Annotated in this window: 16 protein-coding genes; 10 read left to right on the top strand and 6 right to left on the bottom strand. The window is 67.2% G+C overall.

Features of this window, described 5'->3' with window-relative positions; genetic code table 11:
• Positions 1–5: 5 nt before the first annotated feature.
• The 3 genes from OC372_RS08545 to OC372_RS08535 form a co-directional block, all read right to left on the bottom strand.
• Positions 6–914 (bottom strand): ABC transporter ATP-binding protein, encoded by a 909-nt coding sequence (locus OC372_RS08545; protein ID WP_262001521.1) that lies wholly within the window; start codon positions 912–914, stop codon positions 6–8.
• A 126-nt stretch (positions 915–1,040) separates the two neighbouring features.
• A complete protein-coding gene (locus tag OC372_RS08540) occupies positions 1,041–2,381 on the bottom strand; it encodes a permease (protein WP_262001520.1) in 1,341 nt (446 codons plus the stop codon).
• The gene (locus OC372_RS08535) at positions 2,378–3,112 is read right to left on the bottom strand and encodes an ABC transporter ATP-binding protein (RefSeq protein ID WP_262001519.1); all 735 of its coding nucleotides are present in this window, start codon (positions 3,110–3,112) and stop codon (positions 2,378–2,380) included. Before OC372_RS08535 ends, OC372_RS08540 begins: the two co-directional genes overlap by 4 nt.
• Positions 3,113–3,251: 139 nt before the next feature.
• On the opposite strand from OC372_RS08535, the gene OC372_RS08530 reads away from it, so the two are divergent.
• From OC372_RS08530 to OC372_RS08515, 4 genes are all read left to right on the top strand, one after another.
• On the top strand, positions 3,252–3,830 hold the full coding sequence (locus tag OC372_RS08530) for a hypothetical protein (RefSeq protein WP_262001518.1): 579 nt from the start codon (positions 3,252–3,254) through the stop codon (positions 3,828–3,830).
• A 4-nt stretch (positions 3,831–3,834) separates the two neighbouring features.
• The gene (locus OC372_RS08525; RefSeq protein ID WP_262001517.1) at positions 3,835–4,461 is read left to right on the top strand and encodes a DUF4304 domain-containing protein; all 627 of its coding nucleotides are present in this window, start codon (positions 3,835–3,837) and stop codon (positions 4,459–4,461) included.
• Between the two features lie 13 nt (positions 4,462–4,474).
• Positions 4,475–5,533, top strand: coding sequence for a hypothetical protein (locus OC372_RS08520; protein ID WP_262001516.1), 1,059 nt, complete (start codon positions 4,475–4,477; stop codon positions 5,531–5,533).
• Between the two features lie 66 nt (positions 5,534–5,599).
• A complete protein-coding gene (locus OC372_RS08515) occupies positions 5,600–6,124 on the top strand; it encodes an ankyrin repeat domain-containing protein (RefSeq protein WP_262001515.1) in 525 nt (174 codons plus the stop codon).
• Between the two features lie 16 nt (positions 6,125–6,140).
• Here OC372_RS08515 and OC372_RS08510 read toward each other — a convergent pair whose 3' ends face one another.
• Together OC372_RS08510 and OC372_RS08505 are read right to left on the bottom strand one after the other, a co-directional pair.
• Positions 6,141–6,917 (bottom strand): CPBP family intramembrane glutamic endopeptidase, encoded by a 777-nt coding sequence (locus tag OC372_RS08510; RefSeq protein WP_262001514.1) that lies wholly within the window; start codon positions 6,915–6,917, stop codon positions 6,141–6,143.
• A gap of 81 nt (positions 6,918–6,998) precedes the next feature.
• Positions 6,999–7,940: a LysR family transcriptional regulator gene (locus OC372_RS08505; RefSeq protein ID WP_262001513.1), complete on the bottom strand. Its 942-nt coding sequence runs from the start codon at positions 7,938–7,940 to the stop codon at positions 6,999–7,001.
• A gap of 125 nt (positions 7,941–8,065) precedes the next feature.
• Here OC372_RS08505 and OC372_RS08500 point away from each other — a divergent pair, with 125 nt between their 5' ends.
• From OC372_RS08500 to OC372_RS08485, 4 genes are all read left to right on the top strand, one after another.
• On the top strand, positions 8,066–9,070 hold the full coding sequence (locus OC372_RS08500) for a DUF1852 domain-containing protein (RefSeq protein ID WP_262001512.1): 1,005 nt from the start codon (positions 8,066–8,068) through the stop codon (positions 9,068–9,070).
• Positions 9,071–9,090: 20 nt separating this feature from the next.
• Complete coding sequence (locus tag OC372_RS08495; RefSeq protein ID WP_262001511.1) at positions 9,091–10,128, top strand: methionine synthase; 1,038 nt, start codon at positions 9,091–9,093, stop codon at positions 10,126–10,128.
• 92 nt (positions 10,129–10,220) lie between these two features.
• Positions 10,221–10,547 carry a hypothetical protein gene (locus tag OC372_RS08490; RefSeq protein WP_262001510.1) on the top strand — a complete coding sequence of 109 codons (327 nt, stop codon included), beginning with the start codon at positions 10,221–10,223 and terminating at the stop codon, positions 10,545–10,547.
• A 21-nt stretch (positions 10,548–10,568) separates the two neighbouring features.
• A complete protein-coding gene (locus tag OC372_RS08485; protein ID WP_029262405.1) occupies positions 10,569–10,862 on the top strand; it encodes a hypothetical protein in 294 nt (97 codons plus the stop codon).
• Between the two features lie 12 nt (positions 10,863–10,874).
• Here OC372_RS08485 and OC372_RS08480 read toward each other — a convergent pair whose 3' ends face one another.
• Positions 10,875–11,507, bottom strand: coding sequence for an amino acid deaminase (locus OC372_RS08480; RefSeq protein WP_262001509.1), 633 nt, complete (start codon positions 11,505–11,507; stop codon positions 10,875–10,877).
• 131 nt (positions 11,508–11,638) lie between these two features.
• Here OC372_RS08480 and OC372_RS08475 point away from each other — a divergent pair, with 131 nt between their 5' ends.
• Positions 11,639–12,349 (top strand): HAD family hydrolase, encoded by a 711-nt coding sequence (locus OC372_RS08475; protein ID WP_262001508.1) that lies wholly within the window; start codon positions 11,639–11,641, stop codon positions 12,347–12,349.
• Complete coding sequence (gene phnD, locus OC372_RS08470; RefSeq protein WP_105712321.1) at positions 12,342–13,352, top strand: phosphate/phosphite/phosphonate ABC transporter substrate-binding protein; 1,011 nt, start codon at positions 12,342–12,344, stop codon at positions 13,350–13,352. Before OC372_RS08475 ends, phnD begins: the two co-directional genes overlap by 8 nt.
• Position 13,353 lies beyond the last annotated feature (1 nt).

Here is a 13,353-nt window from a genome sequence, read left to right as displayed (position 1 = left end):
TGATCTCAGAGCCCGGTCGAGGCATACTCGACGGCGTCTCGGGTCAGCGCGTTGTAGGCGTCTTCGAGGGTCTGGCGTACAGGCGTCAGCTCCGTCAGGAGGATGCCGGCTTCGTGCGCTGCCCGAGCGATCTCCTCCGCGGTGAGTCCGTCGATCTCCAAGAGCTCGAGCTCCGAAGAGGTGACCGTGACGCCGGCGTTCGCGATCCGGTTGCTCAATGCGGCGGTGTCCGTGGTGCGCACCCGCACTCTGGTCTGCCCGCCCGCCGTGAGAGCGTCGATCGGTGAGTCCGCGATGATCTCGCCGCGTCCGATGATGATGACGTGGTCCGCGATCAGTGCGAGCTCGCTGAGCAGGTGCGACGAGAGGAACACGGTGCGCCCCTCAGCGGCGAGATCACCGAGCAGGGTACGCACCCAGGTGACGCCTTCGGGGTCGAGACCGTTCACGGGTTCGTCGAGGATCAACGTCGACGGGTCGCCCAGCAGTGCGGCGGCGATGCCGAGCCGCTGGCCCATGCCCAGCGAGAACCCGCCCACCTTCTTCTTCGCCACCGAGGTCAGTCCGGTCGCCTCGAGCACCTCATCGACCCTGGCCCTCGGGATGTGGTGGGTGGCCGCGATCGAGGCCAGGTAGTTCACGGCCGTGCGGGACTTGTGGGCCGATCTCGCGTCGAGCAGCGCGCCGACCTGCTGCAATGGCGCTCGGTAGGACGCGTACGGCTTCCCGTCGATCAGTGCCTGTCCCGAGGACGGGCGGTCGAGTCCGACGATCGAGCGCATCGTGGTCGACTTGCCCGCTCCATTCGGCCCGAGAAAACCCGTGACCGCGCCCGGCTGAACCGTGAACGACACGTCTCGCACGGCATAGCGATCGCCGTACCGTTTGCTGAGATTCTGAACCTCGATCGTCATTGCGTCTCCTTCGATTTCGCGTTTTTCGTCGACCTGTTTCAACGGTAGAAATCCGCACTCCGCCCGCCCGCCAACCAGGGGTTGATCTTCGAGGTCCACCGACGGATGGGGGCGTCCGGCGGAGGGCTACAGAGCCCGGTCGGGCGCAGCGAGGACGCGCCGCAGCAGGGGAGCCGTCGCGACGACCCCGAGCTGCACGAGCAGAACGCCGAGCGCGATGCACGCGATGACGGTGGCGATGAACAGAGGGGCGGTGAAGACCGACAGTGCGACCACCGGGGCGAACAGGACGCATGCGGCCACGGCCGGAAAGACCGCCGCGACGAACAGCGGAGAGGCCACGGCGAGACGTCGGGAGCGATTCATCACCCGTGGCGGCATGCCCAACCGGTCGAGGCTGACGTAGAGGGCGCGACGTTCCAGCACGGACGCCGCCTGAGTGATGCCGACCGTGCATGCCACGAGCAGATACGACACCGCCACCGCGGCGATGACGACCGTGCGGATGTCGGCGAAGAACACCAGCTGGTCCGCCGCGAGGACGGTGTCGCCGTTCTGCACCATGTCGAGGAACCCCAGAACCGAGCCAGCCGGAACCGCGATGAAGCTCGCCAGTCCCACCCCGGACACCCATCGCCACGCCGCCGCCGGGGACTCCAGCACGCCGCGAGCTGCGATCAGGTCTTCAGCCGTCCGGGCGCGAGCGAGCTTTCGCCGTGCGCGCCAGCCGATCAGGAACGGCCCCACGAGATTGAGAACCGCCATGACCGCCACGAGCACGACCACGATCGCCGCGGTGATCCCCACAGCGCCCCAGCTCACCGACGTGACCTGCATCAGAGTGACGCCACCGGCGAGCACGACGGCGCCCGCCAGCAGCCGAACCCAGTGGAGACGCGGAGCATCCGTCCGCATCCGAACTCCCAGAGGCGAGATGATCACGCGGCGCAGCCCCACCGCGGCACTGATCGCCGCCACGGCTGTGAGGGCGCAGACCAGAACTCCGAGTGTCCACGCCGGGAGCCACACCTCGGAGAGAGCGGGGCGCTCACCGGCTATCGGCACCAGGGTGAGCGCGGGGACGAGAACGGCATAGCCGAGCAGGCCGGCGATCGCCCCAGCCGCAGCGAGAAGAGACGCCTCGATCACGGCGAACCCACGGACCCACGTCGATGACGCGCCCAGCAGACGCAGCACCGCCAGACGGTCTTCCCTTCGACGGGCGGAAAGCTGAGCTGCCGATGTCCCCAGGGTGCCGGCGGGCACCACCAGCACAGCGACCATGGCGACCGCCAGGATGCTGTACTGGCCGAAACCGTCATCCGACGCCATCCAGAACAACCTCGCCAAGGCTGCGGCCAGATACGTCACCGCTCCGATGATCGCGAAGGCCACCACCGGGAGCGTCACGGCGGAAGCGTCGCCGCGGGAGGGACGCACGAGCACGGCCAGCGCCCGCAGTCTCATCGGGACGCCTCCTTGGCGGCATCGATTCGTCCGTCGCGGAGGCGCACCACCCGATCGCACCGCGCGGCGACATCCTCGTCATGCGTCACCACGACCAGGGATCGCCCCTGCCCGGATGTCGCTGCCAGAAGTACCCCGAGAACATCCGACGCCGTGCGCGAATCGAGCGCCCCGGTCGGTTCGTCGGCGAAGATCACGCGGGCATTCGTCGCGCGTGCGCGGGCGATGGCGACCCGCTGCGCCTGTCCGCCGGAGAGCTGACCGATCCGTCGGTCTTCCATGCCGCCCAAGCCCAGCTCTGCGAGCAGACTCTCGGCGGTCTGCTGGGCCTCCGCCCGCCCCGTGCCGTTCAACAGCAGAGGCAGAGACACGTTCTCCACGGCGGTCAACTCCGGAATGAGCATTCCGTCCTGGAACACGAAACCGAACTCCGTCAACCGCAGGGCGGAGCGCTCACGATCCGCCATCGCTGCCACATCCACCGCGCCCTGCTCGGTGTGCAGCATCACCGTGCCGGAGTCGGGGCGGATGACCCCGGCCAGCACGAGGAGCAGCGTGCTCTTCCCCGATCCGGATGCCCCCATGATCGCCACGGCTTCGCCGTCGAGGATCGTCAGCGACACCCGGTCGAGCGCGACCGTCGAACCATAGTGATGGGTCAGATCGGTTGCACGGAGGCGTGGTATTCGGTCACGGCTGTCGACGTCGTGGGCGTGATCTGATTCTTGCATGGAGCACACGCTAAGAGGCGCCGGCTCACGCGAACACCAACCACGGGTTGAGGTCTGCGGCTCCTTCGAGGTCGGCTAGCGTGGTGCGCATGCCTCTCCGCTCATATGTCTTCCACAGCCACGCCGAGGGCGGTGCCTCGTGAGCACCGACGTGTGGTTCCTCGCGGCGAACGCCTCGTTCGACGAGTTCGTCGCCGCATTCCAGCCGGGCGACGCCGGGCGTGACTTCGGTGACGGGCAGACCCTGCTGCACCGCGCTCTGACCAACGGTGACCTCTCGGCACGCGTGGCGATCAGTTCGTTCCTGCTCGACGAGGGGGCCGATGCCACCGCCCTCTCCGGGGTCGGTGGCGAGCGGAACACCGTGCTGCACGCCCTGCTCGGCCGGGGTGACCACGACGTGCCGGCGGAGGTGCCGTTGCTGCGCCGGCTCATCGAGGCGGGTGCCGACATCAATCACTTCTCCGGTCGGTTCCGCACTCCGCTGCTCACGATCGCCCGTCAGGCGAAGTTCTCGGATGCCACGCTGGCGCCGTTCTACGACGTGCTCTTCGAACAGTCGCACCTCGATCTGCTGGCCACCGCCAAGGATGGCCGCTCGGTGTACGAGAGCATCCAGCTCATGCGCGAACCGCATCGTTCCGACCTGAAGCGCCGTGCGGCCGCCTACCTCGCAGAGCGCGGCCAGCAGGCTCCTGAGACCGCAGCGAAAGAGTAGGTGGATGAACATGAGGCCCGCCGACATCATCACCAGCGCTGTGAAAGACACCCTGAAGCCGTATCTCCTGGAGAAGGGGTTCGAAGCGGATGGAACCACCAAGTTCCGACGCTCGGTCGGTGAGACGGTCCAGACAGTGGAGATTCAGCGCAGTCGCGTCGGCGGGGCGCAAGGCTTCGTGTACCTCAACGGCATCATCCACCTGCCGGCGATCAGCGAACTCCTGGCTGGGGTGGATAGCAGGCCGCGCCCGACTAATCTCATGTTCCGCCCCCACAACGTCGATCGGAGCCTCCCCGAGGCGATCACCATCACGCAGGAATCCGACCCGGCCGACATCGGGGCTCTCGGGGTTCGCGGTATCGACGCGGTGCTCGGCCGGATGAACGAATTCACGACGACGGCCGATGCCGTCGACTATCTCTCCGGGAAGAAGCTCAGCCTCTTCGAGGGCGTCTTCGCGTGGTACCTGCAACACGATCAACTGGACCGCGCACAGGCCTTCGTCACCGGACTCCACGAGTACTTCGGCGCACAGCCGCGGTGGGAGAAACTCGCGGGGATGCTCGACGCCGTCGCAGCGCACATCTCCCCGGAAACGCCCTGGCGAACCTGGCTCGCCACCCCGTGACTAGCGCGATCGGATGACGGGCGGCACGCCGCAGCCGCTGGTCGAGCTGCTGATCGAGGGTGTCGATCTCGAGCTGGTCGATGTCACGCTCGAGCCTCCGTCGGTGCCGACGACGCTCGCGTGGTGCTGGGCGCACCTCGACCGCTCTGTCCCGGATCCTGCACGCGTGCAGTTGGTGGTGACCGGGTATATGGCCGGTTCGGTGGCGCGCTGGTCTCCCGAGAAGGACGCCGCGGGAATCCATGCCGTCGAGCACGGTGCGGGGCTCTCCGCAGGGAAGACGATCCGGCTGCCGGACGGCCGCGCCGTCGTGCTTCTCCACGCGCACCACTTCCGCAATGATCTCGACAGCGACCAGTCCGAGGTCAACGAACTGATCGCCAGGCGTGTCCTCGTGCACGAAACGCAGCACGTCGTCATGCATCAAAACGGGCAGGTGCATCAGCCCGATGCGACCGCGAGCTTTCGCGATCTCAACCTCGTGGGCGGAGCTGCAGCGATCATCGAGGAGTACCGGGCAGAGATCAGTGTCGGCGAAGAGTTCCGCCGCGGTGAGCCGCAGTGGGAGCCGGCCGCGATCATCGCCGATCTGCAGGCCAACCTCGATACAGCTGTCGCCACGTACCAAGGTCATCGCTCCGTCGACAGGCTGGTGTTCGAGGTGACGAGCTGTGTGCTGATCGGGTGGCGCGGACTCGCGTATGCCGCCGCCCGGGACGTGGTCGTCCCCGATGGCCGACTCCCGAGCGAGGTCGGCACGGACCCGGTGTGGTTGCGGGGATTCGACGACTTCTGGGCCGCCTTCACCGCTGTTCTCGAGCGCATCGGACCCGCGGATGCCGTCATGTCGAGACAGGCTCTGGACGACGCGGCCGAGGACTTCGCCCGGATCCTCGGCCTCTCGATGACGGGCCTCGGCTTCCGCTGGCAGGGCGACATGTTCGCGATCGAGCCATGGTTCGTCGAGTCCTCGACGTACGCGTCCACGCCCGCCGACGGGTTGACGGCCATGCAGCGGCTGCGGATGAAGTGGGCCCGACGCCCCGCACTGGGCGGCCGCATCACGAGTTGAGGGTTCATCGCCGCCTCGACCTATGGTGGGACACAGTCAGATAGAACACGGCCAGATAGGAGATGGATGATGCCGAGCGCATACGGATCAGCGAAGTCGGGTTCCTACGAGGACTTTCTCGCCCTTTACGACGGAGATGCTCACGCTGTCAGCTCCACGGGGCTGACTCTGCTGCATCGTGCGCTCGGAAACCGGCACCTCGACGCTCGTATCGCGATCTCGAATCGGCTGCTCGACGACGGGGCGGATGCGGGAGCAGTCGTCGCCCCGGAGGGGTATTCGACGCTGCACATCCTCTTCTCCCACACCTCCCATGACTTCGCCGGCGAGGTGTGGCTCCTCGAGCGGCTCCTGGAGGGTGGGGCAGACGTGAATGCCAACGCCGCCCGCTGGGGCACGCCGCTGCAGACGCTCGCGGGGTTGCACAAGTACTCCGACGAGGAGCTCGCACCGTTCTACGACGTGTTTTTCGCGCGCGACGATCTCGATCTCCTCACGCCGGCAGGCGAGGGGATCAGCACGCTCGAGACCAGCCGCCGGTTCGAAGAACATCGTGCGAACCTCACCGCGCGGATGGAGCAGTACCTCTGACGCTCGCGCTGGCGGGCTAGGCCTGTGCGGGTGCGGTGGTCGTTGCTCCGACCGGCCTCTCGTCTGTTCCCTTGATCACCCAGCGGACGACGACGACAGCGAGGATGCCGATGACGGGCGCCAGGATGCTCGCCCCGGCACCGTTGAGCGGGGCGAAGCCGACCGCGAAGACGGATATATCCCAGAGTCCGTGCAGTGCCATGGCCCAGATGAGAGAGCCGGTGACCCGTCGCACGATGTAGAAGCAGGTGCCGGACATGGCGGCGATCACCACTTGACCGAGAGTGCCCGGGAGCGGGGCCCCGAGGGCGGCGTTGAGCAGGTGCATCGCGCCGAAGAGGATCGAGGTGAGCAGCCAGACCCAGACCTCGGATAGGCGTGAGCGGAACGCTGTCAGCAGGAGCCCTCGCGACATCAGTTCTTCGCAGAATCCGACGGCGACTCCGAGGGCGAGCAGGGACAGGAGGAATGACGCGTCGAACTGGGACCAGTCGGTGCTGAACAGGTTCACCACAGCGACGACGAACATCAACGCCGGAACGAAGATCGGCCACTTGTGGTGCGATCGCTTCCGCTCGAACAGCGCAGGCTTCCACCACCCCAACGCCCAGGTGGTGATGGCGAGGAGGACAGCGCCGACAGCGAGATCGAGCACCGCGCCGCGCCAGGTGAACTCGGCAGACTTTCCGATGTCGGTATATGCCACCCCGCTCAGCTTCGACACGACGAAGATGACGACGACGTAACCGACGTAGATCGCCAAGCCGATCCAGACGCGAGGGGTGACGCGCATGTGCTGTTGCCTTCCGGTCAGGAGTGGTTCGACTGCTCAACCTAGCGCGGTGCGCCGAACGCCGCATAGCGAGGGACGGGCTCACCCGAGCAGTTCCACCCCGAATCCCGAGACGACGGTGCGTAGCTCGGCGAGGTAGCGCTGCGCCTGCTCGGTGAGCGGGATCGCGGAGTGGCCGATCCAGCCGATCTCGATGCGCTCGTCGACGTCGAGGGGGATGGCGACGATCTCGGGGTCGAGGTCGTCGCTGATGATGCCCGTCGAGATGGTGTACCCGTCGAGTCCGATCATGAGGTTGAAGATGGTCGCGCGGTCGGAGACCCGGATCTCCTGCGGGCTCGAGAGGGTGGAGAGGATCTCCTCGGCGAAGTAGAAGGAGTTGTTCGCGCCCTGATCGAAGGTCAGGCGCGGCACCTCGGCGAGGTCGTCGAGGCTCACACGATCCCGCGAGGCGAGGGGATTCTTGCGGGAGATGAAGATGTGCGGCTCGGCGACGAAGAGCGGGTGGAACGCGAGCCCGGAGTCGCGGAGCAGTTTGTCGATGACGTTCCCGTTGAAGTCGTTGCGGTACAGGATCCCCAACTCGCTGCGGAGGGTGCGGACGTCTTCGATGATGTCCCACGTGCGCGTCTCTCGGAGCGAGAACTCGTACTCGGCCGCCGAGGTCGCCTTCACCATCCGCACCAGCGCGTCGACCGCGAACGAGTAATGCTGCGTCGACACTCCGAGCAGGCGTCGGGACGGTGGCCGGTCGAGGTAGCGCTGTTCGAGGAGCGCGACCTGCTCGACGACCTGTCGGGCGTAGCCGAGGAACTCCACGCCATCGGTGGTGAGTGTCACGCCGCGCGCGGAGCGGAGGAGGAGCACACGGTCCACCCGGCTCTCGAGGTCTTTCATCGCCGCCGACATCGTGGGCTGCGCGACGTAGAGCAGGTCGGCGGCGGCGCTGATCGATCCTTCCGCGGCGACCTCGATGTAATAGGTGAGCTGCTGCAGGGTGATGCCGCTCGAACGCTTGGCCATAGCCACAGACTATGCCACGGCATAGTCACAGCGCATTTCTCGATAGGGCGGCTTGCACCGCACCATGGAGTCACCCCCTTTCGCGAGGCCGAGCCCGGCCGATCAGCTCACCGATTGGCAACCTCATGGCCCACGACTTCACGTTCCGCATCACGACGACCCGCTTCGACGAGGACTATTCGCCGTCGGAGAACTCCCGCATCACCACGAACTTCGCCAACCTGGCGCGCGGTGAGCACCGCCAGCAGAACCTCCGCAACGCCCTGTCGATGATCGACCGTCGATTCAACGATCTCGCCGAGTGGGACAACCCGCACGGTGACCGCTACACCGTCGAACTCGAGATCGTCTCCGTCGCGGTCCAGTTCGCCGCGGTGGGGGAGGACCAGGACTTCCCGCTGCTCGAGGTCCTGGACATCCAGATCGTCGACCGTCTCACCGGAAAGCGCAGCCACGGGATCGTGGGGAACAACTTCTCGTCCTACATCCGCGACTACGACTTCAGCGTGCGACTTCCGGCGGCGACGGCAGCGGCAGGAGGGTTCACCGTTCCCTCCGACTTCGGCGACCTGCACGGCAAGCTCTTCCAGCACTTCCTCGACTCGGCCGCCTACCGGGAGCGCTTCGCGGTGTCGCCGGTGATCTGCATCAGCGTCTCGACGAGCAAGGCATACCGTCGCACCGAGAACCACCACCCGATCCTCGGCGTCGAATACGAGCAGAAGGACCCGTCGCTGACCGACGCGTACTTCGGGAAGATGGGTCTCTCGGTCCGGTACTTCATGCCGCGCGGCAGCGTCGCGCCGCTGGCGTTCTACTTCCGCGGCGACCTGCTCGGTGACTACACGAACCTGCAGCTCATCGGCACGATCAGCACCATGGAGACGTTCCAGAAGATCTACCGACCGGAGATCTACAACGCGAACTCGGCCGCAGCGAAGGTCTATCAGCCGAGCCTGGAGCAGCAGGACTACTCGGTGACGAAGATCGCCTACGACCGCGACGAGCGCAGCCGGCTCGCGGCCGAGCAGGGGAAGTACACGGAGGAGCACCTCATGAAGCCGCACGGTGAGCTGCTCGAGCAGTGGGCCGCCGGCAGCTCCGCCGCCTCCCTGGTCTCCGTCGGATGATGGCCGGAGAATCGCCGATCATGAACACGCTGCTTCCCACCTCGATCGTCGGCAGCCTGCCCAAGCCGTCCTGGCTCGCGCAGCCGGAGACCCTCTGGTCTCCCTGGAAGCTGGAGGGGGAGGCGCTGGTCGAGGGCACGCAGGATGCGCTGCGCATCGCCGTCCAGGAGCAGCGCGTCGCGGGCCTCGACATCGTCAGCGACGGTGAGCAGACGCGCCAGCACTTCGTGACGACCTTCATCGAGCACCTCTCCGGCGTCGACTTCGATCAGCGGGAGACCGTCCGCATCCGCGACCGCTACGACGCGAGCGTGCCGACGGTCGTCGGTGCCGTGGGTCGGGAGAAGCCCGTGTTCGTGGAGGACGCGAAGTTCCTCCGCCAGCAGACCGACCAGCCGATCAAGTGGGCGCTGCCCGGTCCGATGACCATGATCGACACTCTCTACGACCGCCACTACAAGAGCCGCGAGAAGCTGGCCTGGGAGTTCGCGACGATCCTCAACCAGGAGGCGAGAGAACTCGAGGCCGCGGGCGTCGACATCATCCAGTTCGACGAGCCGGCGTTCAACGTGTTCTTCGACGACGTGCGGGACTGGGGAGTCGCGGCGCTCGAGCGGGCGGCCGAGGGGCTGCGCGCCGAGACCGTGGTGCACATCTGCTACGGCTACGGGATCAAGGCGAACACCGACTGGAAGGCGACCCTCGGGGCGGAGTGGCGGCAGTACGAGACGTCGTTCCCGCTGCTGCAGCGCTCGAGCATCGACACCATCTCGCTCGAGAGTCACCACTCCCACGTTCCTCTCGACCTCATCGAACTCATCCGGGGTAAGAAGGTCATGCTCGGAGCCATCGACGTCGCCAGCGAGACCATCGAGACGCCGGAAGAGGTCGCGGACACCCTCCGCGACGCGCTCCGTTTCGTCGATGCCGACAAGCTCGTGGCGAGCACGAACTGCGGCCTGGCGCCGTTGCCTCGTGACGTCGCACGTGGAAAGCTGCACGCGCTCAGTGCGGGTGCCGCTCTTCTGCGCGAAGAGCTCGCCGTGGTCGAGGACTGACTGCGCGGCACCGGCTCCGCGTGCCGCTAGCATTCGCCGGGTGAGCGGGCAAGGGGCGCGGGGATGCGGCGCTGGTGCCGTAGAACGGCACTATGCAATCGATCCTGTATGGCGGCGAAGAGTTCCTGACCGGTGACGACATCGCGGACGCTCTGCTGGCGTACGGGCGCGCGCTGGGAGATGAGGAGCGCGCGGAGATCATCGAGATACCGGTGCGGGAGCAGGACGGCACCGTCGTGGCGGCGAAGTTCCTGATCGGTCCGGCCAGCCAGATCGTGGCGAAGGCGATCAGCGGCAGCGGGCCGGAGCTGGAGGATCCCGAACTGGTCCGTCGTCTGCAGGCGCTCACCCGCGCGGTCGAGTCCCCCTCGGGGCCGCCCCTCGACGCACCCGAAGGTCCGGAGTACGAGCTCGGCTAGACGGCGCGTACAGTTCTTCTCATGGGAACTCTGGAGTACAACAGTTCGCGCCCCGCGATCGAGATCGACGATGCCACTCTGGCGCACCTCAAGATCGTGATCGGCACGAAGCTCCGCCGCAACGAGAGCTTCATGATGACCTGGCTGCCGAAGCCTGAAGTGCAGTCGGGGCGGTTGAGCATCTGGGTGCACCCGAGCATCCCGTTGGTCTTCGAGTTCGACAAGCCTACGCTGCCGAGGGTCGAGGCCAACCGGGTCACGCACATGATGGAGCAGTTGAACTCGCGCGGGGAGCTCGTCCTCGATCAGCTCTGAACCGTCACGCGGTCAGCCCTCGGCGTTCCAACGGAGGCGCGGGGGTGAGGCGTCGAGGTCGGCGAGCAGCGCGGTCGGGTCGGCGACGGGGAACATCGTGATGAGTCGGCGACCCTGTGCGGGGGAATCGAGCGCGTAGGCGAGCGCCGAGGGGTGCGGCCGCCGATCGGCGACCGCGACGACGGCATCCACGTCGCCGAGTCGTTGCCGCCGCACCGGCACGCCGGCGATCAGGGTCTCGGCGACCTCGGTCACGCGGTCGAGGAGTGTGCGTTCGCCGATCCAGGGGACGAAGGCATCGGGGGCCAGTCCGCACGCGCGGGCCAGCTCATCGCCGAGCCAGCGATCGCGCTTCAGGCCGTACGGAGTGGGCGTGGTCGAGAGCAGATAGCCGTACACGTGCAGCAGTCCGGCGTTGCCGACCGGCCACGCCGTGTCCAGACCTGCGCGGTCGTGCAGCGCTTCGAAGGTCGACCGTGACAGCACCGGCGCTCCGACGTTCTCGTCCACGGCGGTGGATCGGCCCCAGCGGGCGAAGCGCTCGTCCCGAGCATCGGCATCGATCGCCGGACCGAGCCAGTCGAACATCGACAGCACGTCGGCGGCGTCGTGCGCGGTAGCCGCGGCATCCAGTCGTTCGATCACGACGATGAGCGTAGCGGGCGCGGATGCCCGCACCGGAACGGGAGTTCACGCACTGTTCACACAGGATGGTCGTATCGTCCATAAACGACTGCAACTATGGACGCATCGTCCCGATCCTGACCAGGAGAACCGTGCTCCCCACTATCGTCCTCGACTTCGACGGCACCATCGCGCTCGGCGCGGGACCGCTCGAAGCCTTCGCCCGCGCCGTCGCCATCTCCGCCGACGACCCGACGTTCGCGGATCGCGCGATGTCCGACCTCGCCGCGTTCGAACGCGGCGAGACCGACGCCCGCGATGGCTACGACGTGATCAGCACACTCGCGACCGGGCAGGGAGTGACCGCCGATGCGCTCGAGGCCGCCTACCAGTCGTCGCGGGCGCTGCTGGGCTCCGAGCACGCGGCGATCGCGCCACCGGCAGGGCTCGCCGACTTCCTGACCCGTGTCCACCCGCGGGTCCGGCTGGTGCTCGCGACCAATGCGCCCGGTGCCGGCATCCGCCCCGTGCTGGAGGGGTGGGGCATCACCCCCCTGTTCGACGACCTGCACTTCACGGTCGGCAAGCCCTCGGGGCTCATCCCCATCATCCAGGCGGCGATCGCCGAAGGGCCGGTGCTCTCGGTCGGCGACATCTTCGAGTTCGACCTCGCACCGGCCGCCGCGCAGGGCGCAGCCACGGCGCTCGTCGGCGCCACCGCCGAACGCTCCCCGGCCGCCGTCACGATGCGCGGCCGGACCATCGCCGACCTGTACGGCGACATCGAAGCCTGGGCCGCGACTGCGGCTTCCAGTACCCCCCGCAGCACCACCCTCACCGAAAGGCACGATCCGAATGCGTAAGTCCTTGCTCACCACGGGCATCGCCGCCGTCGCCGTCCTGGCGCTCGCCGGCTGCAGCAGCAGCGCACCCGACGAGACGGCAGACGAGACGACCGAATGGCCGTCCTCCATCACCCTTTCGCTGGTCCCGTCGGTCGAGGGCGAAGACCTCGCCCAGGCCCTCGACCCGCTCACCACGTACCTGTCCGAGAACCTCGACATCGAGGTGAAGGGGGTCGTCGCCTCCGACTACGCCGCCACGGTCGAGGCCCTCGGCACCGACCAGGCGCAGGTCATCATCACCGACGCCGGATCGCTGTACAACGCGACCGAGCGCTACGACGCCGAGCTCATCCTCCGCGACGTGCGCTTCGGCGCCACCTCGTACGCCTCGGTGGCGTACACGAACAACCCCGACAAGTACTGCGAGGACGAGCCGGTCATGTCGACCTACGCGGCCAGCGGCATCGAGCTCTCCTACTGCAACGGCATCGAAGAGGCCGCCGCCGACGCGACCGGCTCCGGTCCCGCCGGCATCGAGGCGCTCGGTGAGATCTCCGACGGCACGAAGGTCGCCCTGCAGGCAGCCACGTCGCCGGCCGGTTACCAGTACCCCGTCGTCGCGATGCGCGAACAGGGCGTCGACACGGATGCCGGCATCACGCAGGTGCCCGTCGAAGGCAACAACAACGCGGTCCTCGCCGTGTACAACGGCGACGCCGAGGTCTCGTTCGCATACTGGGACGCCCGCACGACCGTGACCGAAGAGGCCCCGGACATCGCCGAGAAGGTCGTGGCCTTCGCCTACACGGAGATGATCCCCAACGGCGGCGTCGCGGTCACCTCGACACTTCCCGACGACCTCGTCGCGGAGCTCACCGAGCTGCTGGACGGCTACGCCGACTCGTCCGAAGAGGCGGCGTCCGTGATGTTCGACCTCGTCGGGCTCTCCGACTGGACCAGCGAGACCGCCGAGGACGAGATCACCCGCTACGGCGAGATCCTCGCCGAGTTCTCGAACTGAC

Source organism: Microbacterium sp. Mcb102 (assembly GCF_024519805.1).
GTDB lineage: Bacteria > Actinomycetota > Actinomycetes > Actinomycetales > Microbacteriaceae > Microbacterium.
This window is presented reverse-complemented; position numbering and strand designations above follow the sequence as displayed.